At 66.3% G+C, this 23,645-nt stretch carries 22 protein-coding genes; 6 read left to right on the forward strand and 16 right to left on the reverse strand.

Translation table 11 applies throughout. The features are described 5' to 3' along the window. Window positions 1-241, reverse strand: a 241-nt coding sequence (locus P4L93_10190; protein MDR3687312.1) for a LysR family transcriptional regulator, incomplete at its 3' end; no start/stop codon positions are given. A gap of 368 nt (window positions 242-609) precedes the next feature. Then, complete coding sequence (locus P4L93_10195; protein MDR3687313.1) at window positions 610-1,557, reverse strand: alpha/beta fold hydrolase; 948 nt, start codon at window positions 1,555-1,557, stop codon at window positions 610-612. 162 nt (window positions 1,558-1,719) lie between these two features. Here P4L93_10195 and hisG point away from each other — a divergent pair, with 162 nt between their 5' ends. Continuing rightward, window positions 1,720-2,592, forward strand: a complete 873-nt coding sequence (gene hisG, locus P4L93_10200) for an ATP phosphoribosyltransferase (GenBank protein MDR3687314.1) — start codon at window positions 1,720-1,722, stop codon at window positions 2,590-2,592. Between the two features lie 155 nt (window positions 2,593-2,747). Here hisG and P4L93_10205 read toward each other — a convergent pair whose 3' ends face one another. Next, window positions 2,748-3,323, reverse strand: coding sequence for a rubrerythrin family protein (locus tag P4L93_10205; protein ID MDR3687315.1), 576 nt, complete (start codon window positions 3,321-3,323; stop codon window positions 2,748-2,750). Between the two features lie 139 nt (window positions 3,324-3,462). Between P4L93_10205 and P4L93_10210 the strand changes: the two genes are divergently transcribed. Beyond that, complete coding sequence (locus tag P4L93_10210) at window positions 3,463-3,906, forward strand: hypothetical protein (protein ID MDR3687316.1); 444 nt, start codon at window positions 3,463-3,465, stop codon at window positions 3,904-3,906. Between the two features lie 7 nt (window positions 3,907-3,913). Here the strand turns inward: P4L93_10210 and P4L93_10215 are convergent, their stop codons facing one another. The 11 genes from P4L93_10215 to P4L93_10265 all read right to left on the reverse strand — a co-directional run bounded on the left by P4L93_10215 (window position 3,914) and on the right by P4L93_10265 (window position 18,376). Continuing rightward, window positions 3,914-4,780, reverse strand: a complete 867-nt coding sequence (locus tag P4L93_10215) for an MBL fold metallo-hydrolase (protein ID MDR3687317.1) — start codon at window positions 4,778-4,780, stop codon at window positions 3,914-3,916. Between the two features lie 68 nt (window positions 4,781-4,848). Further along, window positions 4,849-6,144 carry a glycosyltransferase family 4 protein gene (locus tag P4L93_10220; protein ID MDR3687318.1) on the reverse strand — a complete coding sequence of 432 codons (1,296 nt, stop codon included), beginning with the start codon at window positions 6,142-6,144 and terminating at the stop codon, window positions 4,849-4,851. Beyond that, a complete protein-coding gene (locus tag P4L93_10225) occupies window positions 6,141-6,896 on the reverse strand; it encodes a DUF1616 domain-containing protein (GenBank protein MDR3687319.1) in 756 nt (251 codons plus the stop codon). The genes P4L93_10220 and P4L93_10225 overlap by 4 nt, the downstream gene beginning before the upstream one ends. Then, window positions 6,893-8,827: a hypothetical protein gene (locus tag P4L93_10230; protein MDR3687320.1), complete on the reverse strand. Its 1,935-nt coding sequence runs from the start codon at window positions 8,825-8,827 to the stop codon at window positions 6,893-6,895. Before P4L93_10230 ends, P4L93_10225 begins: the two co-directional genes overlap by 4 nt. 2 nt (window positions 8,828-8,829) lie before the next feature. Then, window positions 8,830-10,989 carry a glycosyltransferase gene (locus tag P4L93_10235; GenBank protein MDR3687321.1) on the reverse strand — a complete coding sequence of 720 codons (2,160 nt, stop codon included), beginning with the start codon at window positions 10,987-10,989 and terminating at the stop codon, window positions 8,830-8,832. A 62-nt stretch (window positions 10,990-11,051) separates the two neighbouring features. Then, window positions 11,052-11,885: a glycosyltransferase family 2 protein gene (locus P4L93_10240; protein ID MDR3687322.1), complete on the reverse strand. Its 834-nt coding sequence runs from the start codon at window positions 11,883-11,885 to the stop codon at window positions 11,052-11,054. Between the two features lie 366 nt (window positions 11,886-12,251). Beyond that, window positions 12,252-13,439, reverse strand: coding sequence for a GNAT family N-acetyltransferase (locus tag P4L93_10245; GenBank protein ID MDR3687323.1), 1,188 nt, complete (start codon window positions 13,437-13,439; stop codon window positions 12,252-12,254). A gap of 112 nt (window positions 13,440-13,551) precedes the next feature. Continuing rightward, the gene (locus tag P4L93_10250; protein MDR3687324.1) at window positions 13,552-14,418 is read right to left on the reverse strand and encodes a PIG-L family deacetylase; all 867 of its coding nucleotides are present in this window, start codon (window positions 14,416-14,418) and stop codon (window positions 13,552-13,554) included. Then, entirely contained in the window at window positions 14,415-15,716 is a 1,302-nt protein-coding gene (locus P4L93_10255; GenBank protein MDR3687325.1) for a polysaccharide biosynthesis C-terminal domain-containing protein, read from the reverse strand. The genes P4L93_10250 and P4L93_10255 overlap by 4 nt, the downstream gene beginning before the upstream one ends. A 155-nt stretch (window positions 15,717-15,871) precedes the next feature. Then, window positions 15,872-16,720, reverse strand: a complete 849-nt coding sequence (locus tag P4L93_10260) for a methylated-DNA--[protein]-cysteine S-methyltransferase (protein MDR3687326.1) — start codon at window positions 16,718-16,720, stop codon at window positions 15,872-15,874. 462 nt (window positions 16,721-17,182) lie between these two features. Next, entirely contained in the window at window positions 17,183-18,376 is a 1,194-nt protein-coding gene (locus P4L93_10265) for a radical SAM protein (protein ID MDR3687327.1), read from the reverse strand. Between the two features lie 228 nt (window positions 18,377-18,604). Here P4L93_10265 and P4L93_10270 point away from each other — a divergent pair, with 228 nt between their 5' ends. From P4L93_10270 to P4L93_10280, 3 genes are all read left to right on the forward strand, one after another. Then, entirely contained in the window at window positions 18,605-19,453 is an 849-nt protein-coding gene (locus P4L93_10270) for an aldo/keto reductase (GenBank protein MDR3687328.1), read from the forward strand. A 79-nt stretch (window positions 19,454-19,532) separates the two neighbouring features. Then, complete coding sequence (locus P4L93_10275) at window positions 19,533-20,375, forward strand: hypothetical protein (protein MDR3687329.1); 843 nt, start codon at window positions 19,533-19,535, stop codon at window positions 20,373-20,375. Beyond that, window positions 20,376-20,939 carry a hypothetical protein gene (locus P4L93_10280; protein ID MDR3687330.1) on the forward strand — a complete coding sequence of 188 codons (564 nt, stop codon included), beginning with the start codon at window positions 20,376-20,378 and terminating at the stop codon, window positions 20,937-20,939. 17 nt (window positions 20,940-20,956) lie between these two features. Here P4L93_10280 and P4L93_10285 read toward each other — a convergent pair whose 3' ends face one another. Further along, the gene (locus P4L93_10285) at window positions 20,957-21,799 is read right to left on the reverse strand and encodes an NmrA/HSCARG family protein (protein ID MDR3687331.1); all 843 of its coding nucleotides are present in this window, start codon (window positions 21,797-21,799) and stop codon (window positions 20,957-20,959) included. 169 nt (window positions 21,800-21,968) lie between these two features. Here P4L93_10285 and P4L93_10290 point away from each other — a divergent pair, with 169 nt between their 5' ends. After that, the gene (locus P4L93_10290; protein MDR3687332.1) at window positions 21,969-22,685 is read left to right on the forward strand and encodes a hypothetical protein; all 717 of its coding nucleotides are present in this window, start codon (window positions 21,969-21,971) and stop codon (window positions 22,683-22,685) included. Here P4L93_10290 and P4L93_10295 read toward each other — a convergent pair. Further along, window positions 22,682-23,645 (reverse strand): hypothetical protein (locus P4L93_10295; GenBank protein MDR3687333.1); only part of this gene is annotated, 964 nt, incomplete at its 5' end. The two genes, P4L93_10290 and P4L93_10295, sit on opposite strands and share 4 nt — an antisense overlap.

The raw sequence follows: 23,645 nt of genomic DNA on the forward strand, positions 1-23,645 counted from the left end.
CCTCGGCGCGTTCGAGCTCGGCGAGGATGCGCTCGGTGTTTTGGACGAGCAGCAGGCCCGCATCGGTGAGGCGAACGCCACGCCCGCGCCGCTCGAGGAGCGGAGTGCCAGCCTCCCGCTCGAGCACAGCCATCTGTTGAGAGACGGCGGACGGCGTCATGAACAGCGCTTCGGCCGCCGCGGCGATGGTTCCGCGCGACGCGACCTCACGCAGCATGCGGAGTCGGTTGACGTTCAACATGTAGTACAGCTTACGTTATACGTAAGACACCGACAATTGTTCTTCACCATCATGGGGCCGAAGATACAGATAGAAGGAACGCGACCACAAGAACGGTCGCTTTGAAGGAGGCGTTCGACATGTTTGACAGCTTCAGCGAAGGCAACGTTTTCTATGGTCGCACGGCAGCTCTCATGGGTGCGATCGTCGCCCTGGCCGTTCTGGTCCACTTCATCTAGTCCCCCTTGCATGGTGTCGGCCATCCCCCGACACCATAGCCCCGCAAAGTAAGCGCCCCGGATCCCCCTCCAGGGCGCTTATGCGTTTCTAGACAAGCAGAATGCTATTGGAACCGGGTGGCGCCGCCCACCTACCGCTCCCAACGGGGACTAGGCCGCGCCGTCACTCTCCGCTGAGAAGTATCCACCTCCTGGAATCGGCGAGTTGGGCGTACCGGCGGGAGGTGGCGTAAGGCCGAGAAGCGGCCAGAGGCGCTCGCGAACGGTGTCCATCCGGTCGCGGTTGTCGCCGTTTGGCTCGACAACATCGTGCGTTAGCCCAAGCGAGTCTTCGAGGACGGCCGTGTCGACTTCCTCGGCGAGATCGCGGAACAGCTCATCGGTCAGTTTGCGCGCCACGTCGCTTCGCACCGCGATGTCGTGGTCGTTGATGACCAGCAGGATGCGCTCGGCGCGGTTGTCTCGGCGAGCAGAGTCGTGGGCGAGCTGCCGACGCAGGGCGATCATCGCGGCGATCGCCTTGAGCGAGAACTTGGGGTACGCCCACGTGCCTCGGACCTCCGCCTCGCGCTTGGCGGGGTTCCACCAGCTGTACACGTCGGGGAGCGCACGCATCGCGGCGTCAAACGGCGCATCGACCCACTCGGGGATTGCGTTGGGCTGGAAGAACGGCGCAATCAGAATCGCTTCAGCGACCTCGGTGCGATTCCTCGCAGCGTACGCGGCGAGCAGCCCTCCCAGAGAGAGCCCCACCACTCGAAGCCGGCCACCCAGTCCGGCTGCAGCGTCGACCGCGCGATCGGTGAACTCGGCCAGCACTTCCGGCGTGAGCTGGCTCATCTCGCGGTTGAGCGGGTCCTTCAGGCCGTGGAACGGGACGCGCGGCACGAGCACGTTGTAACCCGCAGCGTAGTAGGCGGCCGACACCTCGCGCCACTGCGCCGGCGAGTTGGTGAAGCCGTGCATAAGGAGCGCGACTTCAGCGGTCGGGGCGTCGTGCAGCAGCGCCCGTGTGGCACTCGCCGCAACGATCGAGTCGTCATCGAGCGCGCGCAACGCATCCACGCGGTCGAGCGACATCTGCCAGCTATCAGCCATCGATACTCCTCAAGGAAGCCGCCAACCCGGCGGAAGAGAGACCAGCACGTACAGAAGGTTCCCGAAACGCGTCAGGCGACGCAAGGCGCTATAGCATGATAGAGTGGTGGAGTGCGCGGCAGGCGCACCAGATTGCGACCACGAATCCGGAGGTTCTCGGCCATGCTTTCGATCGCCTTGCCAAAGGGCTCACTTGAGGAGCAGACGCTCCTGCTCTTCTCCCAGGCCGACCTCGAGGTCAAGAAGTCGGCACGCGAGTACAACCCGGTGATTGCCGATCCACGCGTGGGCAAGGTCAAGATCTTGCGCCCGCAGGAGATTCCAGGATACGTCCAGGACGGCTACTTCGACCTTGGGATCTCCGGCCACGACTGGGTGACGGAGTCGGGTGCCGACGTGGTCGAGGTCGCCGAACTGCCCTACGCCAAGACCGGCACCGGCTTCGTGAGCATGGTGCTGGCGGTGCCGCAGGAGTCGCCCGTCGAAAACGCGCGCCACATCGCGGCCGGCAGCCGCATAACGACGGAGTTCCCGCGCGTCACCAAGGCGTACTTTGAGGAGCTCGGCATCCCCGTGGAGGTCCACTTCAGCTACGGCGCCACCGAGGCCAAGGTTCCCGAGATGATGGATGCGCTCGTCGATCTCACCGAGACCGGCTCGACGCTTCGCCGCAACGGCCTGAAGATCGTCGACACGGTGCTGACGTCGACCACCCGGCTGCTGGCCAGCCATGCAGCTTGGAACGATCCCGCGAAGCGCCGCGAGATCGAAGAGATCCGCACACTGCTTCTTGGCGTGATCGAGGCGCGCGGGCGCGTGCTGCTCAACATGAACGTCCCATGCGACAAGCTGGACGACGTAATAGCCCAACTACCTGCGATGAAGCGTCCGACGGTTGCAAAGCTCTACGGATCGGACGACTATGAGATTTCCACGGTGGCCGACAAGAGCACTGTGAACGTCTTGATACCTGCACTCAAATCCGCTGGCGCTGAGGACATCCTTGAGATGCCGATCAGCAAGATCGTGCGCTAGGCGGGTTGCCGGATCCGCGTTGCGAAGAGGCCTCGGAGGCTGCCCAGCTTCCGAGGCCTCGCTCCATTCGGCGAGCGATAGCCATGCCGCACACGATGGCCCCGCCAGCGTCTCCGCTCGCGGGGCCATCGAGGAGCTGCGGGACTTGATGGGGCCTAATAGCCTTCACAGAGGAGCTCGTAGTAGGCCTGCGGGTGCTTGCAGGCCGGGCAGACCATCGGAGCCTCGGCGCCCTCGGCTACGTATCCGCAGTTGCGGCAGATCCACTTGGTGGGTGAGGACTTCTTGAAGACGCTTCCGCTGTTCACGTTGGCGAGCAGGCGGTTGTAGCGGTCCTCGTGATGCGCCTCAACCTCGGCGATCTGGCGGTAGGAGTCGGCCACGTCGAGAAAGCCTTCGGCCTGCGCCACGGCGGCGAACTCGGGATAGAGCGTGCCCCACTCCATCTTCTCGCCAGCGGCTGCGGCGGCAAGGTTCTCGGCGGTCGTGCCGATCTTGCCTGCCGGGTAGCTCGCCATGATCTCAAGGTCGCCGCCCTCGAGGTAGTTGAAGAAGACCTTGGCGTGCTCCTTTTCGTTGTCTGCGGTCTCGGTGAAGATCGCCGAGATCTGCTCGAAGCCTTCTTTCTTGGCAACGCTGGCGAAATACGTGTAGCGGTTGCGAGCCTGCGACTCGCCCGCGAATGACTTGAGCAGGTTCTGCTCGGTCTTGGTCCCCCTGATGCTGGCCATTGAGGCACTCCTTCCAGATGTGCGTTCGATAATCCTCCGTGGAATGGGTTTCCGTTCTGGTGGCCCACGAAACCCTATGATGATGGTAGTGAGTTGCACGTTTCCAGCTTCTACCAACACGACTTGATCGGAGAATCCCTTGAGTGACCCCATCTTCCCGGACAAGCCGCTGATTCCTTCTGCCGAAGAGCATGCGGCGCCCGACAAGCACGCATCAGGATCGGAATGGGTCGTTGTCCATCGCGGCGGCGCGGGCTCGAAGGCTCACGTCGAGGCGCTCGAGCATAAGCTCACCAAGGCGCACATCACGTCCCGGGTGGCGCACGACGACGAGCACCGAGTCATCCTCGAGGTTCAGCGCGACCAAGAGGAACAGGCTCTGACGGTTCTCGGCGACGTCAACACGCACGGTGCCGGTGAGGCGGCGCACCAGACTCGCGAGGAGCGCATCGAGGAGTCCGAGCACCTACACGGCGCGTTCGCTGCGACGAAGTCCAAGACGCTGATCTGGGTGCTCGTCTTCGCCGTGCTCTTGCTACTGGCTGGCTGGTACTTCGTCTACTGGCCGATGTTCCACCACTAGGCGGAGCCTAGCCGACCGCGTGCCACACGCCCGTGTGGTTCACGACGCTGAACTCGAGCAGTTCGCGCCCGAGCAAGTTGCGCAGGTAGCCCTTCACGGTCGTGACTGCGAGCCAGTAGCCGGCGGGATTGCTCGAGAGGCCCCGTTCCGCCGAGACCAGCTGGATGGCCTCCTCGGTGGTGCGGGGTTTCTTTAGTGCGACGAGCAGCAGCTCCTCGATCGCCCGAATCTGGTCGGCGTGGAAGGCGATATCCTTGATGGCGGCAGCACGATCGATGAGGTTGCCGTGGCCGGGGACGAGCCACTCGAAGTCGACGTCGCGAATCGCGTTGAGCGACTGGGCGACCATGTCGGGGTCGATCGCGTACGGCAAGCGATGTCGCTTCCACAGTTCGTGCTCGTAGAGGGCGTCGCCAGTGAAGAGAACCCCGTCGCGTGTCAGGAAGCCGTAGTGGCCCAGGGTGTGGCCGGGCAGTGCAACCGGCGTGGCTCGCTTGTCGCGCCACTGCTCGACTTCCGCGTCCACCGGGCACGGCGCGCCCATGAAGAGTTTGGTGACGAGCATGTCACCAGGCTTGGCCCAGCTGAACATGCCGCGGATGTTGATGTCGGGGTTCTCGACGAGCGCGGCATCGTCTCGGCCGGCAACGACGGTCGCGCCGCGGTCGCGTAGCTTCGAGCCGCACGCAAAGTGGTCGGCGTGGCCGTGGGTGATGGCCAGCCGGTCGATCTCGCAGCCGTCGTAGGCGCACTCCTCGGGACCCGTGTCGATGACGAGGCCCTCGATGAATCCCGAGTTGGTGAGCCCCGGCAGGTAGTAGGTGTCGCCAGCGATATGGGTCGCATCTTGCGGTACTTTGGAGTGCTGAATCATGCGCTTCACCTCGGGAGATAGTATGACACTCGACGGAGCACAGGCGGTGGAGGAGGGCAGCGCGAACGCTACCGCGCAGCGCCGGCCAAGCGCTGGTAGATCGCCTCGATGCGGTCGATGACCACGCCGGCCTGGAACTCGGCCTCGAAACGCGAGCGCGCGGCTGCGCCCATCTGCTTGCGGAGAGGTGCGTCGGCCGCGAGTCGCGACATCGCCTGCGCAAGCGCGAGCGCGTCGCCAGCCGGAACCAGCATCCCGGTGTCCCCGTCGACGATCTGGTCGAGCAGGCCGCCAAGCGCCGAGCCGACCACGGGCTTGGCCGCCGCCATCGCTTCGAACGTCACGGTGGGACACGCGTCGAGGCACAGCGACGGCATCGTCCCGAACATGCTGCGCCGCCACGCCTCGAGCACGAGGTCGTGCGGCCACGGACCGACAGAGATTGCGCCAGGCGGCAGCGCTGTGCGAACTGACTCGGCGATGCGGCCGATCAAGACGAGCGGCGGCGGTGAGGGCATGCTGCGGTACGCCTTGAAGAGCACGTCGACACCTTTGTCGGCGACCACATCACCCACCTGCAGGATGAAAGGTTCCGCGGGAAGCTCGGCGAGGCGGGGGTCGGCACAGGGCAACTGCGGCGTCGCGTCCTCGGCGAAGTTGGGGACGACCTCGAAGGGCAGGCCGTCGGCCGCGAGGTGGTTGGAGTCGGCGACAGCGCTGCTCACCGGCAGGAAGAGATCGGTCTCTCGGGCTTCGGCGCCGCGCGCGAGGCGGTTGCCGAGATAGGTCACGGTGCCCTTCGCCGCGCCGAACTGCACGGCGCAACACGACAGGCAGCGACCGAACGTGGGGCCAGTGCATAGCTCCTGCCCGCGAAACATCATGCGGCCCTGCGTACAGATTCGCCCCGAGTCGTGCAGCGACACCACGTATGGCGCGCCGATCTCTCGCTTGAGCGGCACGTACGAGCGGCCCAGCCAGTTGTGTGCGTGAACGACATCCGGCTCGAAGTCGCGCGCGAGGCGTCGCAAACCGCCGACCAGCTCGGGGTCGGCGAGCGGGATGGCGTGTCGCCGCTCCGTCGCGTGCAGGAATCCGATGCGCTGCACCGCGCCCTGCAGCGAGTGGACGTGCACGCCCTCGTCGAGGCGCTCGCCGGGCTTCTCGGCGGCGGTCGCGAGCGTTGCGACGGCGACCTCGTGTCCGCGCACGACCAGGCCGCGCGCGAGCGTCTGCACGTGCACCTCGATGCCGCCGATGATGGGCGGGTAGAACTGGGCGAGCAGCAGGATGCGCAGCTCCGTGCGCTGGGATGCGACGGGCTGGGGCGTGGATGCGCTGGCGGCTCGGCTCGGCGCGGTCATCGCGTTGCCCAGACCGAGATGCTGCGCTTGGAGACTGCGCTGGTGGCATCCACAAGCTCGCCCGTGACGGGAGCGCTAGCTGTCAGCAGCGCCGAGCGCTTCACGACGAAGGTGCGCGTGGTGCCCGCTGGCAGGTAGAACTCTTGCCGAGAGATGAGCTGGCCTTGCTGCGCGATTGTGAGCGTGTAGCGGTGCGACGTGGCGTCCACGTTGTGCGTGCCGATGCTCAGGCTCCCGTCGGCGTTGTTCGGCAGCCCCCAGAGTTGGACGGTCTGAGTGGCCTCGGCGGTCGTGTCGAACGGGATTGCGAGTAAGCCGACGAACAGGACGCACCCCAGAAGCGCAGCCGCGCCCCAAGCCAGGCGACGGCCGGGATGACGCCGACCGGGCACCTTGCCGCGAGGCAGCTCGTCGGTGTTGCGCAGGCTAGCCACTACCAGCGCGACCAGCGTCGCTGCTGCAATCCCGACGATCGTTCCGTGCTCGTAGAGGCCAACGGTGGTGGCCAGACCCGCGCACACGAGCATGGTGATCGAGATGCTCGTGCCAACCGCCAGCACGAACCATTCGGCAACGCCCAGACGGCCTTCGGGATCGACGTAGAGCATGACAGCGTGGCCGGGCAACAGCAGCACGAAGGGGACTCCGACGATAACGCGTAACCACACCACTGAGTCGCCAACGGTCAGCAGAAGTGCCGCGCAGGCGACGGCAACGAGGGCAATGATGATGGCGGTCCGGTCCCGGTTCATCTCAGCAGTCCCTGCACGGCGAAGAGCTCGACGTTACCGCTATCAAAGACCTTGCTCGCCTTGGGCATCGTGTCGAACTTGTTGACTGTCTCGCTGCTCACTGATGAGCCGTAGTCCACGACCTGCTTCTCCCAAGGCTCGTAGATGAAGCCCTTGAGCGGTGCGGCTCCAGCAATCCTCCGGTCCACAACTACGTACTCGACGCGGCCGTCTCGGACGACCTGCCGAGCACCTGCGCCGAACCCCGGCGACAGGAACAGCTCGGAGACCGAGACGTTGTCGGCCTGCGAGACCATCTCCTGTCGGCCAAGGCTGCCCGACAGCACGCCGCTTGCGGAGTCAGCAGCGATCCTGTGCCCTGCGCCCAGCGTTGTGGCTTCCCAGTTCGCCGCAGCGACCGACTCGATGTCGTAGGGTACCTCGGCGACTCCAGGGCTGTAGACCGAGGGCTGCCGAGTAACGGGCGACGTTCCCGCGACAATGCCCCCAGCGAAGATGACAGTAGCGACCACAACGACGGCAAGCGCCCCCAATCGGTTGGCGCGGATGTAGCGCGCGACCAGCGGCTCGAGGCCGGCGGCTATCGCGAAGGCGAGTGGCACGTAGACAAATGCTGTCGCCCTGGACGCCACGTCCCAGCCGCTCTGCGTGAGGCGCAGCGCCAGAATCACTGGGTAGCCCAGTGCCCCGATGGCGAGGGCGTGCGACAGAACGTTGGAGTGGCGCCGCTCCCACAGGTACTTCATGCCGATGGGGATCAGCACCAGGATCAGGAGCACCGAACCGATGCCGATCGCGCGCTCGAGGAGCGGCGCGGTGTGTCCAGCGGCCGACTGGAAGAGCTGTCTGCTGGTGCCCTCATGGTGAATGATGCGGACGATCTCGGTGAACCCCGAGAGGATCTGTGGCGTCAGGTAAGAGATGGCGACCTCGGCGATGTTGAGCAGCCATACTAGCACGGCCACCACGCCCACTATCGGCACCCAGCCGCTGCCGGGAAGGTCGCTCAAGAAGACGCGCCGCTTGCGCGAGCGAGCGTCCGCGCGCTCGCCGGGCTCCTGCTTGCTGCGCTTGCGTTGTGCGCTCCACAGCGACGCTAGCGTCCAAAGCACGAGCGCAGCCACCAGGATGAACGACGTGACGTGGTGGGTGATCACTACGGCGAGCAGCAGAAGAGCGCCCACGCCGTTGAGGCGTCGCCGGCGCGCGCCCTCCTCGAGCTGCGCCGCATGAAGCACGAATACGCACACGAGTGAGAGCCCCAGCGCAAGCGACTCGTAGGCGAACATCGAGTCGAAGTAGATGAACGCGGGACTCGCCATGTAGAGAAGCGCCGCAGGGGCGGCAAAGCGCGACGGCTGCGCCACACGCTCGAGCAAGAGGAAGATGGCTAGCACCGTGAGCAGCCGAGCCAGGCCGACCAGCAGCAGCCCGGCCTGCACGATCGTCAGTCCGGTCACGCGCACGAGTGCCGCGGTGACCAGCTCCATGCCGGGGTAGTACGGCGAGACCTCGAGCAGCGAGTTGTGGGTGAACAGGCGGCCGGTGGTCAGAATGTTGTCGGCGGTGCGAAAGTGGAGCAGCTCGTCGTAGCCCCACAGCATCCCCGGCGCATACGTCAGCTTCACCGCGTAGAGTGCGAGCGCGACGAGCACCAGGATGAAGATGGCCTCGGTTCGCGAGACTCGCACGAAGAACAGCGTGGCTGCCGCCGGCGCGAAGATCGCCAGCACGCCCAGCCACCAAAGCGGCGTGGTGCCCAGCGCGCCCTGACGTGCGAGCGCGTCGGCAATCGCGACGCACGCCACTCCGAGCACGGCCATCAGTGCCGGCGCCGTGACCCGCGACCAGCGCAGCGAGCCCGACACCCACGTGATGCCGGCCTCTGCCTCGGCAGTGAAATCGTCAAGCGAGTCGGAGTGAAGCCACATGGTCACTCCCCCTGCGCGCTTGCTGCAACGCGCGCACCCTCGGCGAGCGGCTCGGGCGAAAGGACGTCGCGGTACACGCCGAGAATGCGCTCGGTACACGCCTGCCATGTCGGTGCCGAGATGTGGGGGACGGGCCGAGGATTGCGCAGCTCGGCGACGATTGTCTCGGCAAGCGCGGCGGTGGTGGCGTCGAGCGGGATGGCGCGCGCCACGCCGGAGCGGGCGAGTTCGGCGAGGCCGGAGGTGTCGGCGACGAGCGCCGGGCGACCCAGGCCGAGCGCCTCGATGACTGCGAGGGGGTGCGTCTCGAACTCGCTCATCAGCACGAACAGCGACGAGCCAGCCAGCGCGGCCGCCATCGCCCCGCGGTCCGACGGCGGGATCGCGCCGATCGTCACGTTGTCGCCCAGACCCAGCCGCTGCACGAGCGCCTCGAGTTCGGGCTGGTAGGGGCCGGTGCCGATGACGCGCAACTTCCCGTCGGGCAACTCGCGCAGGACTGCCGGCATCGCCTCGATCACGCGATGATGCCCCTTGTATCGCTCGAGCCGACCCACCGAGACGATCGTATTGGGGCTGGCGGCACGCAGGCGCTCGCCTTCCTCGGCACCTATCGCGGGGAGGTCGGAGCCGTTGGGAATGACCGCGATGCGCTCGCGTGGTACCTTCAGCGCCGCCGAGAACCGCTCGGCCTCGAACTCCGCCACGGCGATGAGGCGCCGGGCGCGCACGAGTAGAGGCCGCAGGACCGCCCACTGGGCGCCACGCAGCGATTCGCGCATGCGCGACGAGTGACCGCCGCCGTGGAAGGTCAGCACGTAGGGGATGCACGCTCGCAGTGCTGCCAGCATGGCGATCGGGGCGACCGTCGTGTGGTACGACTGGATGTGGACGATGTCCCATTCGCCGCCGACGATCGTCCCGTAGATGGCGGGAGCGAAGTAGTAGTCGCGGTTGCGAGGCCATGCGCGAACGCGCGCGACCCGCACGCCATCGACGAGTTCGGTCGCGGGCAGCTCGCCCGTCGTATCGGTGGTCAGGACCGTCACGTCGGCGTCGACCGCCATCAGCCGCGCGACCTGCGCGACGTGGTGCTCCACGCCGCCGACCTGCGGGAAGTAGCGCGGCGTGACCATCAGGACGCGGAGGCGCGGCAGGGTAAGCTCGGCGACGGCGGCGCTCGCCAGCGTTGCGGCCGCTGGGGCAGCGAGCGCCGGTGCTGACGCCGGCGGTGATCCGGCTCCCGCAACCAGCCCGGCGACGTACCCTGCGCCGGCGTAGGCGAGACCGGCCACGAGCGTTCCAGCGCGGGCGAAGCCTGTTGAGTCGCCGCCAAAGAACGCGAGCAGGGCGCGGCCGACACCGGCGGGAATCGTGACCATCGTGTGCCGGCGTTCGGAGGAGAGGCCGTCGTGCGAGCCGACCAAACGGCTGAGGTGCGCCTTGGAGAGGCCCTCGCCATAGCAGCGATCGCGGAAGTAGCGCCAAGTCGCGCGGGACGCCGGTACGCGATGCTCTACTCGGGCGCACGACGCGTAGATGAAGACGCCGCCGGGGTAGAGCTGCGACGCGCGAATACAAGCGCCTGTCTCCTCGGCACCGGTGGCTTGGATGCCCGTACGGCCGAGTTCGGGGCTAAAGCCTCCGGCGGCAATGAGCACCTCGCGTCGGAACGACATGTTCGCGCCGATGAGGTTGCGAACGCGCGAGCCCTCGAGCATTCCTCGATAGGTGCAGCCCAGCACCCAGTCGTACTCCTCCGGGAACCAGCCGGGGCGCGCGCTCTCCCACATCGGAGCGATGTGTCCGCCCACGCCCAGTACGTTGTCCGCCGAGTAGCCTGTCGCCAGCTCGGCAAGCCATGTGGGGGCGGCGACCGCGTCGTCGTCGAGAAACGCGACGATGTCGCCGGTCGCGAGCGAAACTGCGGTGTTGCGGGCGCCGGAAAGCCCCTTGGGCCCGTCGTTGGGCACGACCGTGGCCTTGGGGAAGGTGTCGCGCGCGCGGGCGAGGAGCTCGTCGTTGTAGTCGATTGCGACGATTAGCTGCGACGGGGCGAGCGTCTGATCGCGGACAGACTGAACCGCTGCGAGCAGATCGCTCCAGCGGTTCAGCGTGTATGCGCAAATGATGACCGAGATGTCCGCGCAGTTTGTGCGCACTGTCTTTCCGCCAGTCAGCTGAAGCCGATTCGCATCAGCATCATACGCTGAGCGGGAGTTCGTCAGCAGGGCGGTTCGGCCTCGGGAGCCCGGATGCCGGCGATCTGCGCGACCGGCGGCACGTACCGGCGTTGGCGCTGGCGGAAGATCTCCATGAGCACGCGCCACCCGTCCGTCAGTGGAACGAGATGCGCGACGCCGCCAACGCGCGGCTGCTCGAAGCTGGCGACCTCGACGACTCGCAAGTTCGTGATCGCCGCCCGCAAGTTCATCTCGGTCTCGATCTCAAAGCCAGTGGATCGCAGGTCGAGCGTCTTGAGTTCTCGGCGCCAGAAGCCCGTGAAGCCGTAGCAAAGATCGGTGTACTTGGTGCCAAACAGCGCGCGAGCGAGCAGCATCAGGCCGAGGTTGCCCATTCTGCGCGTGAACGTCATATCGTCGGTGCCGCCGCCGGGGATGAAACGCGAGCCCTTGCAGTAGTCGGCACCCGAGAGCAGGGCTCCGACGAATGCGGGAATCTCGCGAGGGTCGGTCGACCCGTCCGCATCGATCGCGATAACGATGTCGCCGCTCGTGGCTTCGAAGCCGGCTCGCAGCGCATCGCCCTTGCCACGACCAGGCTGGTACACGACGCGGATGTCGGGGCGCAAGGATTGGGCGATCTCGACGGTGCGGTCGATGGAGTTGCCATCGACCAGGATGACCTCATGAAGTCCGCCAGGGAGACGGCGCAGCACGTGACCGACGCTCTCTTCCTCGTTGAGCGCAGCGATGACGATGCTGACGCGCGGGGCGTCGTTGCTGTGGATGATGCTGAGCGAGCGTGGACCGCGCGGGCGACGCCGGCGCTCAAGCTCGGGCGGGTAACGCGTGGGGTCGAGAGCGAGATCTACCATCAGCCACCTCCGGTGTTCCCAGTCCTCGGCGGTTGTCGAGGCTGGCGACATCACTGTCACTAGGAACGGGCGGCTGGCTACGACTGAAATACAAAGACCGGCCCGCGTTGCTGGGCCGGTCTCACCACTGACTCCCCGTCGGCCCCTCTGGTGACCGAATGCTACCGACGGATCGTAGTCTCCCTTTGCACGCTATTCACTTTTGCGGGTTTCCTAGGCGCCTTGGTATATGCCCGCTGGATAGTACTACTGCAACAATAGCAGCGGTCTTCAGGCTGTCTGTGACGAATATCACAATTGCCAAAATCGCATCTTGAACAGCGGATTCACTGCCTGCGGGCAAAAGGCGTGGCAGCCACGGCGTCACTAGTCGTCGGTGTCCGTCTGCTCTGCAGCTTGCTTTCGGGCAATCGCCTTGATGACGCGCTCGCGCAGGCCTTCGGGCAGAACGGCTCTGGCAAGGTGCACGGTTGCCTCGCCGGCAGCGAGTTTGACTTGCGCGGCCCTGCCCGCCAGCGTTCGGTTGAACACGCTGAGCCGCACGTTCTCGCGCTGTCCACTGCACCATGACGCCTTGTACGACTCGGTGCCTTCGAGGAAGTCGAACCGGGTGGCGCCGTCGAGGATTGACGCGTTCATCACGCCGACGCGCAGAGTGAGCCCCGGGCTGTCTTCGGCGTATCGGTAGTCGAACGAGCTCAGGTATCCCTGGACCGTGGCGCCCATGCGGTAGTTGTAGCTGACCGCGACCACCTCGTCCTCGTCCCTGAGCGTATACATCCGCAGGTAGCCAGCCGATTGGGCAGCGGCGACCATGCGCTCGTGGAAGCGGATGACGCGTGGATCGGCAAACGCGCCGGGATAGCCCTTGCCTTCCCAGCGAGCCTGATGGAAGCGCACGAGTGCGGCCTCGGCGGCGAGAGCGGCGTCAACGCTGTCGGCCACGGTCAGCCTGCGCGCTCCAGGCTTCTCGTCGAGCCAGCGTTCGGCTCCCCGAATCTGCTTGCGGATGCGCTTCTTGCGCTGTGCCGCGTACTCCTCTGCGGTCGACGGGAGGTCACAGTACGGGCAGACCGCCGAGACGGAACACGACGTGGTGAGGCCCGCCTCGGCAAACGCGTTCTGGAGCGCATCGACCGTGCTGGAGTCAGCGGGGATCTTGTCGAACTCGAGAACGTCCCAGTTCGCCCGCTCCTCGAGCAGCCTCGCAGCGAAGTGGGCGAGCGCGGTGTCGAGCCCGTCGGGCTCGGCGATGATGTCGAGATGGTTGGGCGTCAGGGTGCCGACGCCCATGAACGTCCATCGGCGGCCGCGGTCCTGCGCCGGGTCGGCGCAAAGCGGGAGTGCGGCAACCAGCCGATCGCCGTCCCAAGCTGTCAGCACGTGCAGCTCGACGAGGGGGGCCAGCTCCTCGAGCCAGGTCGAAAGCCAATCGAAGGTCAGAAAGACCGTGTGAATCGCCGAGGCGCCAAATGCGTCCCAATCATCGCGCAACTGCATGAAGCGCGCCGTGTCGGTGACCCACTCGAATCGCAGGTTGCTAGCTGTCGGCATCGGCTGCGACTTCCCCTCCTCGTCAGTCCAACGGGTCTGGTGCCCCTTCATGCGCACCGCACCGACCGCGCGCCGTGCCCACGATGAAGCCGAGTTCGCCTCGGCGCAAGCGTCACGCCGAGAACGGCGAGTGGGCCGACCTCGGCCACCAGTATCGCTCGCCGCCTTGCGTCGCGACATCGGAGCGGATAGCAGCCGCCATGCGATCGCGCGACGCAGCGACGTCGGCCGGTCGTGCCAGATGTCGTCCTACAACGGGGATGCGCGCCACGGCGATCTCGCGCAGCCGCTCTACCTCGGACGGGAAGAGCCCGCGAAGCTGCGAGACGTAGCACGCCACGGCGCCAATTCGCGCTTCGAGCTCCTCGGACGTGAGCGCGATGGTGTGCAGCGCGAATGCCTCCGAATCGCCCGGTCCGCTCGCCGAGACCCCCGGACGCGCGCTGTACGGATACTCGCTGTAGTAGACGATGCGCTCGGCGTCGACAATCTGCTCGGCGGCCTGGCGCACGAGCGTGTGGTCGACGTGACCGCCAGTCGATTCCGGGCAGAAGACGCGCGCCCCAGCGTTGGTGCCGAGGGCCGCCGCCTGGAGCGCGGCCACGAGCTGTGGCAAGAAGAGCTCGATGTCGCTGGCAGCGGGGGAGCTGAGCGGGTCGGCGTACAGGGGCTCGCCGGAAGCCGAACGCCGGTAGATCGCGTCGAGCATGCCGAGGCACTCAGCCTGCGCGCCGAGAAGCTGCATTGCCGCAGAGTCTTCGTCGCGTCGCGCCGCGAACGGCTGGTCGCCGACGTCCCACGACGCGTGCGCGCGGCGCGCGAGCGGTGAGAGCGGCTGGCCGGCGGGCTGATCGGCGGTGAAGACCGTCACGACCGTCACGCGCGCGCCCTCGCTCACCAGTCGCGCGATTGCACCCCCGCATGAAAGCGCGGCATCGTCGAGATGCGGGGAGAGGAAGATTACGTCGGCGGCAGTCACGCTGGTGCACCTGCCTCAGCTGGCTCGGGGCCGAACAGCACCTTGCGGGCATCGACCAGGCCGAACAGTGTGATGGCGGCCTCGCTGAGCATCCAGGCGAACGCAACGCCGTTGATGCCCAGCGGCTTGAGCAGCACGTAGGTAAGGCCCAGCAGCAGGACTGCGGCCATCACCTGCAGCCAGACGACCCGCCGAATCCGGCCGACGATGCGCAGGTAGGCGAGGTACCAGTTGTTGAAGATGATCAGCAAACTCGACAGGCACAGCCACCGCAGGAGCGTTGTTGCCTGGGCGGCGTACTCGGGGTGGAAGATGGTCAGGATGAGGGGAGCGCCAATCGCCAGGACTGCGGCCGCTGGGACGATGATCGAGGCGGTGTAGCGCAGGATGTGTCGGCTGTAGTGTCCGATGCGTGCCCGGTCGCCGGCCGCCTCGGCAGTAAACGAGTCGTTCATCGCGCTGATGAGCAGCGCGAGCGTAGTGGCGACGAACCACGCAGTCGCGAAGTAGGCGGTCGCGTCGGCACCCAGCACCGCCAGGATCATCAGCGGCAGAAAGCGCGACGCCGACTCGGCCACGAGCGATCCGATGTGGTCGCCGCCTGAGGACATCGCGACCTCGCGAACCGTGAGCGGCACGGCGCCCTCAGGGGCAGGCGAAAGGCGGCTCGTGCGCGTGTAGACGCCGAAGATCAGCCACGTGCACAAGATGATGACGATCGGCGTGGGCAGGAAGTAGGAGCCTACGATTCCCGTGTCGCCGATGAGCTTTACGCCAATCACCAACAGCCCGATCTTCGCGACGTTGTAGATGGTGTTCTCGAACAGCACCCACTTGGCTTGCCGCAATCCAATCAGCACCGCGTCTTGCAGGCGGAAGATCGACCACGCGACCGAGGCGAGGACCACCCACAGCGCAAGCATGGGTCCCGAGCCCAGGACGCCGCCCAGGGTCTTTGCCCCGCCCAGCGCCACAAACCCCACGCTCAGAATCACCGACGTAGCACCTACGGCCGCATACGACACGACGATCAGCCGGCGCGTTCGCATGCCCGCGCGAGGCAGGAATCGCGTCATCCCGCCGCCGAATCCCAGCTGAGCGATGCCCGAGATCAGGAGCAGCGTGGAGATGGCCGCCCAGCTCTGACCCACGACCCCAGTCTTGTACAGCCGGGCAGCGAGCACCCAATAGACGAATCCCAGTCCCGCCGAGAGGACTTGGTTGGCGACGAGCGCGTTGGCGTTGGCGTACAGCGGTTCGCGCGATAGATGTAGGAGTTCGCGGAGGCGGTCCATCATGCGGCGACTACCAGCGCGCCGAGGCCGGCGTGCACGGCATCGCGGAGTTCTCGGCCATGCGAAGCACCCCCTCGTCCGGATCGAAGCGCGCTCGGCGTGGGCGCAGGCGCGGGTGCATTATCGCATTCGCGTGCAGACTGCGTCGCGCACGCCGCTTAGCGACCGCGCTCCATCTCGAGCAGCGCGCGCTTGCGCTCGACTCCCCAGCGATAGCCGGTCAGCGAGCCGTCCGCGCCGATGACGCGGTGGCACGGCACGACCACGGCCGTGGGGTTGGCGCCGCAAGCGGCCGCAACGGCACGCGTCGCGGTGGGCCGACCGATCGCCGCGGCGAGCTGTGAGTAGGTGACGGTTTCGCCCGAGCGGATCTGCCGCAGCGCCGACCAGACCTGACGCTGGAAGACGGTGCCCCGCACGTCGAGCGGCAGCTCGGCAGCACGCGGCGAGCCCGGTTCGTCGATCAGCTCAACGACGGTTTCGACCCACGCCCGCACGTCCTCGCCCGCAGGCTCCACGTATGCTCGCGGGAAGCGGTGAGCGATGTCGGCGAGCAGCTCATCGTCGCTGTCGCCGAATGCGATGAGGCACACGCCTCGCGCGGTGGTCGCGACGACGAGCCGTCCCAGCGAGGTGTCGGCGAGTGTGTAGCCGATCGTCTCGCCCGGCGCCCCCTTGCGAGCGGCCGCCGGCGTCATGCCGAGCAGGTCGTCGGCGCGCTCGTAGACGCGGCTGCTCGACCCAAAGCCGCTGCGGTGAATCGCGCCGGCGACGTCGTGACCAGCAGCGAGCTGCTCGCGGAGGCGCTCGGCTCGGCGGGCGTCGGCGTATGCTTTTGGGGTGATGCCCACACTGGCCACGAACTCGCGCCGCAGATGCGACGCCGAGACGTGCGCAGTGGCGGCGAGCAGCTCGAGCGACGGCGCGCGCTCGCCAGCGTCGACGGCGGCGTCGATGGCGTTGGCCGATGCTGCGACGGCTGCTGCGATGGGGTCGGTGACGGTCACTCGAAGGCTCCTCGGCGGGTGCGGGCTTGCCACTTGCAGTCTAGGGCTGCCGCGAGGTGGGGCGCTATCCGATTCGTACCGAATTCGCCGATAACTCGGCACGCTCCTCGCTTTGTGTCCGCCAAGGAGAATTCCCAGGGCGCAATCCCGCTGCCCGCCGTCCAGAGGAGGTGATCCAGCAGTGCGAAGTAGCCACATCGCTGTGCTGGTCCTGACCGTTTCCGCTCACGCGGAGGTCGCGACCGCCTAGGACGGCGGCGTTCCGGGCGCAAACGCCTGCAACGCAATCGCAACCGAGTAATCGGACGAACGTCGCTGTTCGGCAGCGATGGGAGATGGGCCTCCGGAGATCATCCGGAGGCCTTCTCTTTTGTCACGCCAAGAGTGCGGCCAAAGTTGACCAGGGTACGTCACCAGCGGCAAGATCGCTCGCATCGAACGGCAGTGGGTGCCTTAGGTCGCTTAGCAGACTCCTGGCACCGAGCACGGGGCAGCCCGGTCGAACTCCGGCGTCTCGTCGAGCTTGCCGACCAGTTCGCTGCGGTCGAACTCCGCGTGCAGCAGACACGTGATGTCCTCGGCCATGGGGTCGCCGGTGCGTTGCCATGCCTTGGCTCGGCAGCCGCGGCAGATGCGCGAGTACTCGCACGCCTCCGGGGCGCAAACGCCCTGCGACTCCTGCTGGTCGAGCTTGTACAGCTCGCCGACGGCCTCCTGCAGGCTCATGTCGCGGGTGGTGCCGATCGTCCAGTCCTGAGCGAACTGGCAGGGCATGATGCCGCCCTCGGAGTTGATGTTCATATGGCCCTTGCCCACCGGACACGCCGAGATGACCTTGAGGCGCTCGAGGCCGTTGGAGACGTCGATGCCGCGCTCCACGAACTTCTCGGCGACGAAGGGGATGAAGCTGGGCATCGCGCCGATGTCCCACTCGAGCTTGGACTCCTCGGACAGGATGTCGTCGACGATGAAGTCGCCCAACTCGCGCCACTGCTCGGGAGTGATGCGACCGTCGTCTTCGCCCTCACTGCGGCCGGCCGTGATCAGGTCGCAGAAGTAGATGAGGCCCACGTCGAGGTCCTTGGCTTCTTGGATGAGGTCGTAGACGTAGGGCCACGTCGCCTTGCTGATCGCGGTCTTGATCGCGACTCCTACGCCCTCTTCGCGCAGGATATTGATCGCATCGATGACTCGGTCACGCGTGCCGGGGACGCCCACCATCGCGTCGTGGAACTCGGCAGGTCCGTAGAGCGACGTTGCGATCCAGTCGATGCCGTTGGCCTTGAGGCGCTTGGCGGCGTCGCGGTCCATGAGCGTGCAGTTGGTCGAAACGGTCACGCGGATGTTGTAGCTTCGCGCAAGCTCGAGGATCTCCCAGAAGTTCTTGCGCATCATTGGCTCGCCGCCCGAGAGGAACAGTGCCGGCAGCCCGCGCTCGCCCATCTGATGGACCAGCGCGATCGTCTCGTCGTCGGTGAGCTCGCTGGGGAGGCTGTGCGCATCGGCGGCCATGTAGCAGTGGTCGCACAGAAGGTTGCAACGGTTCGTGATGTTCCAGATGACGTCGCTGGGTCGCCCGAGCTTAAAGGCGGTGATCGCCTTGTTCTCCACGTCGGCGAGCGGACCCTTGAAGAAGAGCGAGCGCACGTGCGCCATTGGTGCCTCCTGCGGTGCCGGGTTCCGGCTTTCACATGAGCCGGGCGTGTGCGAAACACGCACTTCGCTCCCGTAGTATGCAACCCGCGCACCATCCGCGCACGTTGTAACTATTGTGTCCTAAGGATGATTCAGCCTTTTCTCGGCGCCGAGCGGGGCTTTTCGGCTTGGCGAAGCGCGGGTAGCTACTACCTTTGGAACTGACGCGTCGCCGAGAGGACCCGCCCCATGTCACCGCATCAGCGCCCGCAACTGAACTCGCTCGCAGACAGGGTCGACATCGCTCCTGGAGTCGCCATCAACCGGTTGGGGCTCGGCACGTACCGCTCGGACGAGGGTCCCGATGTCGAGGGCGAGATTCGCTACGGCCTGTCGCTGGGTTACCGCACGATCGACACGGCGGCACTCTACGGTAACGAGGGCAGCGTCGGGCGCATGGTGCGCGAGAGCGGCCTCGCCCGTGATGACGTGTTCGTGACCACCAAGCTGTGGAACACCGAGCAAGGCTACGATGCGGCGCTCGCGGCGTTCGACGAAAGCCTCGAGAGACTCGGCTTTGACTACGTTGACCTGTACCTCATCCACTGGCCGATTCCCGACAAGATGCGCGACACGTGGCGCGCCATGGAGGAGATCAAGGCTTCCGGTCGCGCGAAGGCGATCGGCGTCTGCAACTTCCTCGTTCACCATCTGGAGCAACTTCGCGAGCTCGCAACCGTCCCTCCGGCGCTCAATCAGTTCGAGCACCATCCTCGACTGCAGCAACCGCGCTTGGTCGACTACTGTCAGGGCAGTGGGATCACCGTCCAGGCGTGGGCCCCAATCATGCGTGGCCGAGTACTGCTGATTCCCGAACTCGTCCAGATCGCACAGTCCCACGGCAAGTCCCCGGCGCAGGTGTCGATTCGCTGGATTCTGCAGCGCGGGGTGACCACGATCCCGAAGTCCATCCACGAGCATCGAATCGCCGAGAACGCTGACGTCTACGATTTCGAGCTTACGGACGCCGAGATGGCTATCATTGAGTCGCTCGACCGAGGCGAGCGTATCGGCCCTGACCCCGATCGGTATGGCTAGGGGCCGTTTGCGCCACCGGACGTCTCGGCGAGAGGTGGAAGCGCGCGTGCGTTTCGACTGGCAGCCCAAGGAGGATTCAATGATGTCCGCAAAGCGCATCGCAGCACTCTCTGTAGCCGCGCTTCTCGCCGCAACGCTCCTGTTGTCGGGCTGTGTGAAGCCAACCATCACGCCGGCCGCGGTCACTCCGACGACCACAGCCCCAGGCGCTACTACAACGACCGAGTCGACTCAGACGAGCGTCGAGCCGACCTCGGCCACGCAGATCAACGCGACCGGCCCGATCACGACTCCGGCCGCTGGCAGCGCAACACGCCAAGCATTGCTTGACGCGGCACGCACGAAGCTAGCCACGACATCCACGTTCTATGTCCACCAGCTCTACGTCCAAGGCGATACCGCACTGGGCGATGTCGAACCGCTGGACGGCGCTTCGCTCGGGCGCGTCTTCGTGGCGTGGGAGAAGATCAGCGGTGTATGGAAGGCGGTCGGGGCTATCCGCTTTGGCACGGCCTCGGCCAATGCAGCCGCCACGTCGCGTGCGCTGCCCAGCTTCTCGCCTGAGCTCATCAGCAAGATCAACTGGAACCTCGCCGCCAAGCCGGTGACTACGACTTCAGGCTCGGCGACGAGTATGAAGGCGAGTCTCTCAACCGCAGCCAAGGCGTGGGCCAAGACCAACATGAACGGGACCGGGTCGCCCTACAACATCACGAGTGTCAAGGTCGCTCAGGATAGCAAGGGCGCATGGTGGGGCGTTGCTGTGGTGCAGCCGTCTCCGAGCTCGAACAGCAGCTTCGACCCGCTCACAGTGTGGGCGAAGTACTCGGGCGGCAACTGGACCGGCAAGATTCAGGATCCCGAGCCGCCCGCGCCCAGCACGTACTTCCCGAGTGCGGTCGTCTCGAAGCTGGGGTTGTAGGTGCTACGTAGGTCTGCCCCCAACGCTGCGATAAGCGCGGCCGCCCTCGTGGCGGTCGTGCTCGCGTTCGTCGCATTGGCGGGCTGCACATCCTCCGCTGCGCCGAGCCAGTCGACGTCGCAGACACCGGTCACCGCGCCCGTGGTGATCAGCGGCACGCTGCCCGGCGTCCAGGTCGTGGAGGTTTCGAAGCTGTCTAGGGCCGATCAGCAGGCAATCGCCGCGTGGGTCGCAGCAGGTGGCCCCGCCGACAAGGTCTCGACCCTGGCGACGGGCACCTACACTCCGGCGGTCGACGGTCACCTGCTCGTGGCCACCAAGGGCGTTGGCAGCCAGAACGGCATCGCGGTCTCAGAGGTCACCCTGCAGTTCGACCCCGACGGCACCAAGCAGCTCGGCGATTTCACAACCGCTCATCCGGGCGCGACGATCGCCGTCGTGGTTGGTGGCCGAGTCGTCATGACGGCGGACCCGGCGGACCCGATCACAGACGGCCAGATCGTGATCGACGGGTCGCGAGAGCTCATCGACTCGATCGCCAAGCAGATCGTCGTTGCCAAGTAGGCGCGGCGCGACTCGAGCTACAGGATGCCCGCGGCGTGCTGGTTGGTAGCCCACACAACGAGCGTGACGAGGTCGGGAATCGACTCGCGCAGCTTGGCGACGTCGGCTCGATGGGGAGCCGGAGCATCCGCAGGAACGGGCGGCGGTGTGGGCATGCCAGCTGGCGGCGCCTGCTGCTCGTAGACGACGGGCGTCCCGAGCACCATCGAGAGCACCGCCGCGCCTTGCTCCTCGGTCAGCTCGTCGCCAGCGATCTCAGTCGTGCGGCCAACCCACGTGTCCGGGTCGTAGAACGCCAACGCGATGAACCGGCCGATGTCGTCTGCGGCAATCCACTGGTGTACCGAGTCGGCCGGCATGAAGCCGGTCAGCTTGCCGGCGAGGATGCCGTCCCTCTGATGGAGCAGGTTCTCCATGAAGGTGACGGGCCGAAAGATGGTCAGCGGCATTCCGAGCGCGTGCAGGTAGGCTTCGATCTCGACCTTGCCTGCCACCCACGGGAGAACCGACGGGCGATCGGCGCCGATGACCGAGCTCTGCACGAAGTGCCGCACTCCCGCGGCCATGGCGGCGTCGGCAAGGTTCTTTGCCTCGGCGACTTCCTGCTCGACACCGACCGGGGTCTGCAGGCTGTAGACTCCGTAGGCCCCGGCGACGGCAGCATCAAGGGACGCGCGATCCGTCAGGTCGCCCGGCACGAGTTCCACGCCGGTAGCTGCTAGCGCCCGAGCGGCGGGCTTCTGCGGGTCGCGCACCAACGCGCGCACCTTCCAACCGTCAGCAAGCAGGTGACGGGCCGCAGCGCCGCCCTGGTGACCGGTTGCGCCCGTCACGAGGATGGTCTGATCGTTTCGTGCCATGAGAACCTCCTGAAATGAGACTGCCTGACCATTCTTACCCGCCCCACCCCGTTGGCGAGTCGGACAAAGACGGCCGTTTCTTCTCAGGATTTGACCAAAGTCATAGGTCGTCCTCGTGAGGCGGCGGATTCTTAGCCTCAGGAATCGACCCCATGCCTGGGAGCAAGCCATGTCGCAAGCCGCACTCTCAACCAGCACGCCCGTCGGTGTCGTCGCCGAGCGAAGCGCGATCGAGCAGCCGACGTCCGCCGCTGAGGCAGTCGCCATCGCCGAGCCGGACACGCCACCCGTGATGGACACATACAGCCTCGTGTACGCGTTCTCGTGGGCGTTTCTCATTCCGGGGCTGGCGCTGCTCAACACGCAGCCATTTCGCACCTACGACTTCGCCTACGTGACCTACGTGACACTGCCGTTCGTACTCGGGGTGGTCGCCACGTTCCTCACCGACAGCCGCGACCGCGGGCTGCCGCTCGCGCTGCGAATCGGGATTCTCACACCACTAGCGTTGGTGACTGGAACCGGAGTGCTGTGGACACTCGCACTGACCACCATGCCGATCAGCCCCTACCTCGAGCCACAGAACTACGTGTACACGACGCCCATCTTCGTGGCGCTACTCTTCGCGATCGCCGGGCCGCTCGCATGGTCGGTCTGGCGCCGAGCAACCCGTGGCATCACGTGGCAGTCTGCGGTGCAGCTCCTCGTGCTGATTGTCGCGATCGTCTCGGTGATCTGGGTCGGCTACATGATGTTCCAGCCCGACAATGCGCTGCGCAGCTTCGCGCGCAAGGACATCACCATCTACGTGACGGGATCGCTGATGTGGTACCTGCCGTCGTTCGGCTTCGCCGCTGGCGTCTGGCGCAAGCTCGGCCTCGTCTAGCCCGGTGCGGCCGTGAGGCGCTCGCCGTCGAAGTGCCGCAACACCAGCAGCGCCCGAAGGGTCAGCCACTTGCTTGGCTGGCCCTTCTTCTCTACGTCGGCGAGCATCTTGCCGTTGAAGGAGTTGCGCAGCACCCAGCGCAGCTCGGAATCGGCCCCGTCGCGCACGAGTGCCAGCGCCGGCTCGTACTCGGGTCGCATTGGCTCGCCCACGGCTGCAAGCGCGGCGAGGGACTCGAGCGCGTCGGAGTTGTAAGAGAGGGGGAAGCCGAACTTCAGCCAGCCAGGCTTCTCCGTGTAGACGAGCGGCCCGTGCTCGGCGAGCCACTGCTGGCGCACAGTCGGCAGCTCGGCGGGCCTGTGCTTGCCGGCTACATCCAGGTAGGCACGCGACCCCTCGGGCAGGCAGCGAAAGATCTCGCGGGCTCGCAGCACTCGCACGCACTCGTCGCGCATCGCTTCGGCTCCGTCGGGCCACAACTCGCGCGGCACCTCGCTCAGGAAGAGCAGCAGCTTGGGCGCGAGCATGTGACAGTAGCCGTTGAGCGTGTACGCCTCTCGGCGACCGCATGCCAGGTGGCCGGCATCGCGAGCATCAGCGGCGACACGCGCGAGAGCTCGGACCACGCGCTCGTCGCGCGCCCAACCCGTGCGGGCAAGTGCCCGGCCGACGTTCGCGGTCAGGCAAGGAATCGCACCTGCGGGCTTGCCGCTGACGCTCCACGCGCCGTCGTCGAGCTGCCGCGAGAACGCGTGCTCGGCAAGTTCGGTTGCCCGCGGGTCGTTCCCATCGGCCCACAGCTCGCCGAGGAAGTGGACCTGCCAAAGCGGGCCGCGGTACTTCTGGTAGTCCCACACAGGCGCGGTAGGATCGAGAAGCGACGACGCGCTCTTGAGGATGGTCGCCACCGGCTCGTACTCGTTGCGACGAGCCCACAACTCGTCGAGCTCCCGCGACGGC

This window comes from Coriobacteriia bacterium (assembly GCA_031292615.1).
Classification (GTDB): Bacteria; Actinomycetota; Coriobacteriia; order Anaerosomatales; family JAAXUF01; genus JARLGT01.

Bases quoted from the DNA above. Each gene is read 5' to 3' on its own strand.
- P4L93_10225 (MDR3687319.1), bottom strand. From the start codon at position 6,896: ATGAACCGGGACCGGACCGCCATCATCATTGCCCTCGTTGCCGTCGCC.
- P4L93_10265 (MDR3687327.1), bottom strand. From the start codon at position 18,376: ATGGCGCACGTGCGCTCGCTCTTCTTCAAGGGTCCGCTCGCCGACGTG.
- P4L93_10285 (MDR3687331.1), bottom strand. From the start codon at position 21,799: ATGGCACGAAACGATCAGACCATCCTCGTGACGGGCGCAACCGGTCAC.
- P4L93_10290 (MDR3687332.1), top strand. From the start codon at position 21,969: ATGTCGCAAGCCGCACTCTCAACCAGCACGCCCGTCGGTGTCGTCGCC.
- P4L93_10240 (MDR3687322.1), bottom strand. From the start codon at position 11,885: ATGGTAGATCTCGCTCTCGACCCCACGCGTTACCCGCCCGAGCTTGAG.
- P4L93_10220 (MDR3687318.1), bottom strand. From the start codon at position 6,144: ATGACCGCGCCGAGCCGAGCCGCCAGCGCATCCACGCCCCAGCCCGTC.
- hisG (MDR3687314.1), top strand. From the start codon at position 1,720: ATGCTTTCGATCGCCTTGCCAAAGGGCTCACTTGAGGAGCAGACGCTC.
- P4L93_10270 (MDR3687328.1), top strand. From the start codon at position 18,605: ATGTCACCGCATCAGCGCCCGCAACTGAACTCGCTCGCAGACAGGGTC.
- P4L93_10195 (MDR3687313.1), bottom strand. From the start codon at position 1,557: ATGGCTGATAGCTGGCAGATGTCGCTCGACCGCGTGGATGCGTTGCGC.
- P4L93_10215 (MDR3687317.1), bottom strand. From the start codon at position 4,780: ATGATTCAGCACTCCAAAGTACCGCAAGATGCGACCCATATCGCTGGC.
- P4L93_10245 (MDR3687323.1), bottom strand. From the start codon at position 13,439: ATGCCGACAGCTAGCAACCTGCGATTCGAGTGGGTCACCGACACGGCG.
- P4L93_10255 (MDR3687325.1), bottom strand. From the start codon at position 15,716: ATGATGGACCGCCTCCGCGAACTCCTACATCTATCGCGCGAACCGCTG.
- P4L93_10275 (MDR3687329.1), top strand. From the start codon at position 19,533: ATGATGTCCGCAAAGCGCATCGCAGCACTCTCTGTAGCCGCGCTTCTC.
- P4L93_10205 (MDR3687315.1), bottom strand. From the start codon at position 3,323: ATGGCCAGCATCAGGGGGACCAAGACCGAGCAGAACCTGCTCAAGTCA.
- P4L93_10230 (MDR3687320.1), bottom strand. From the start codon at position 8,827: ATGTGGCTTCACTCCGACTCGCTTGACGATTTCACTGCCGAGGCAGAG.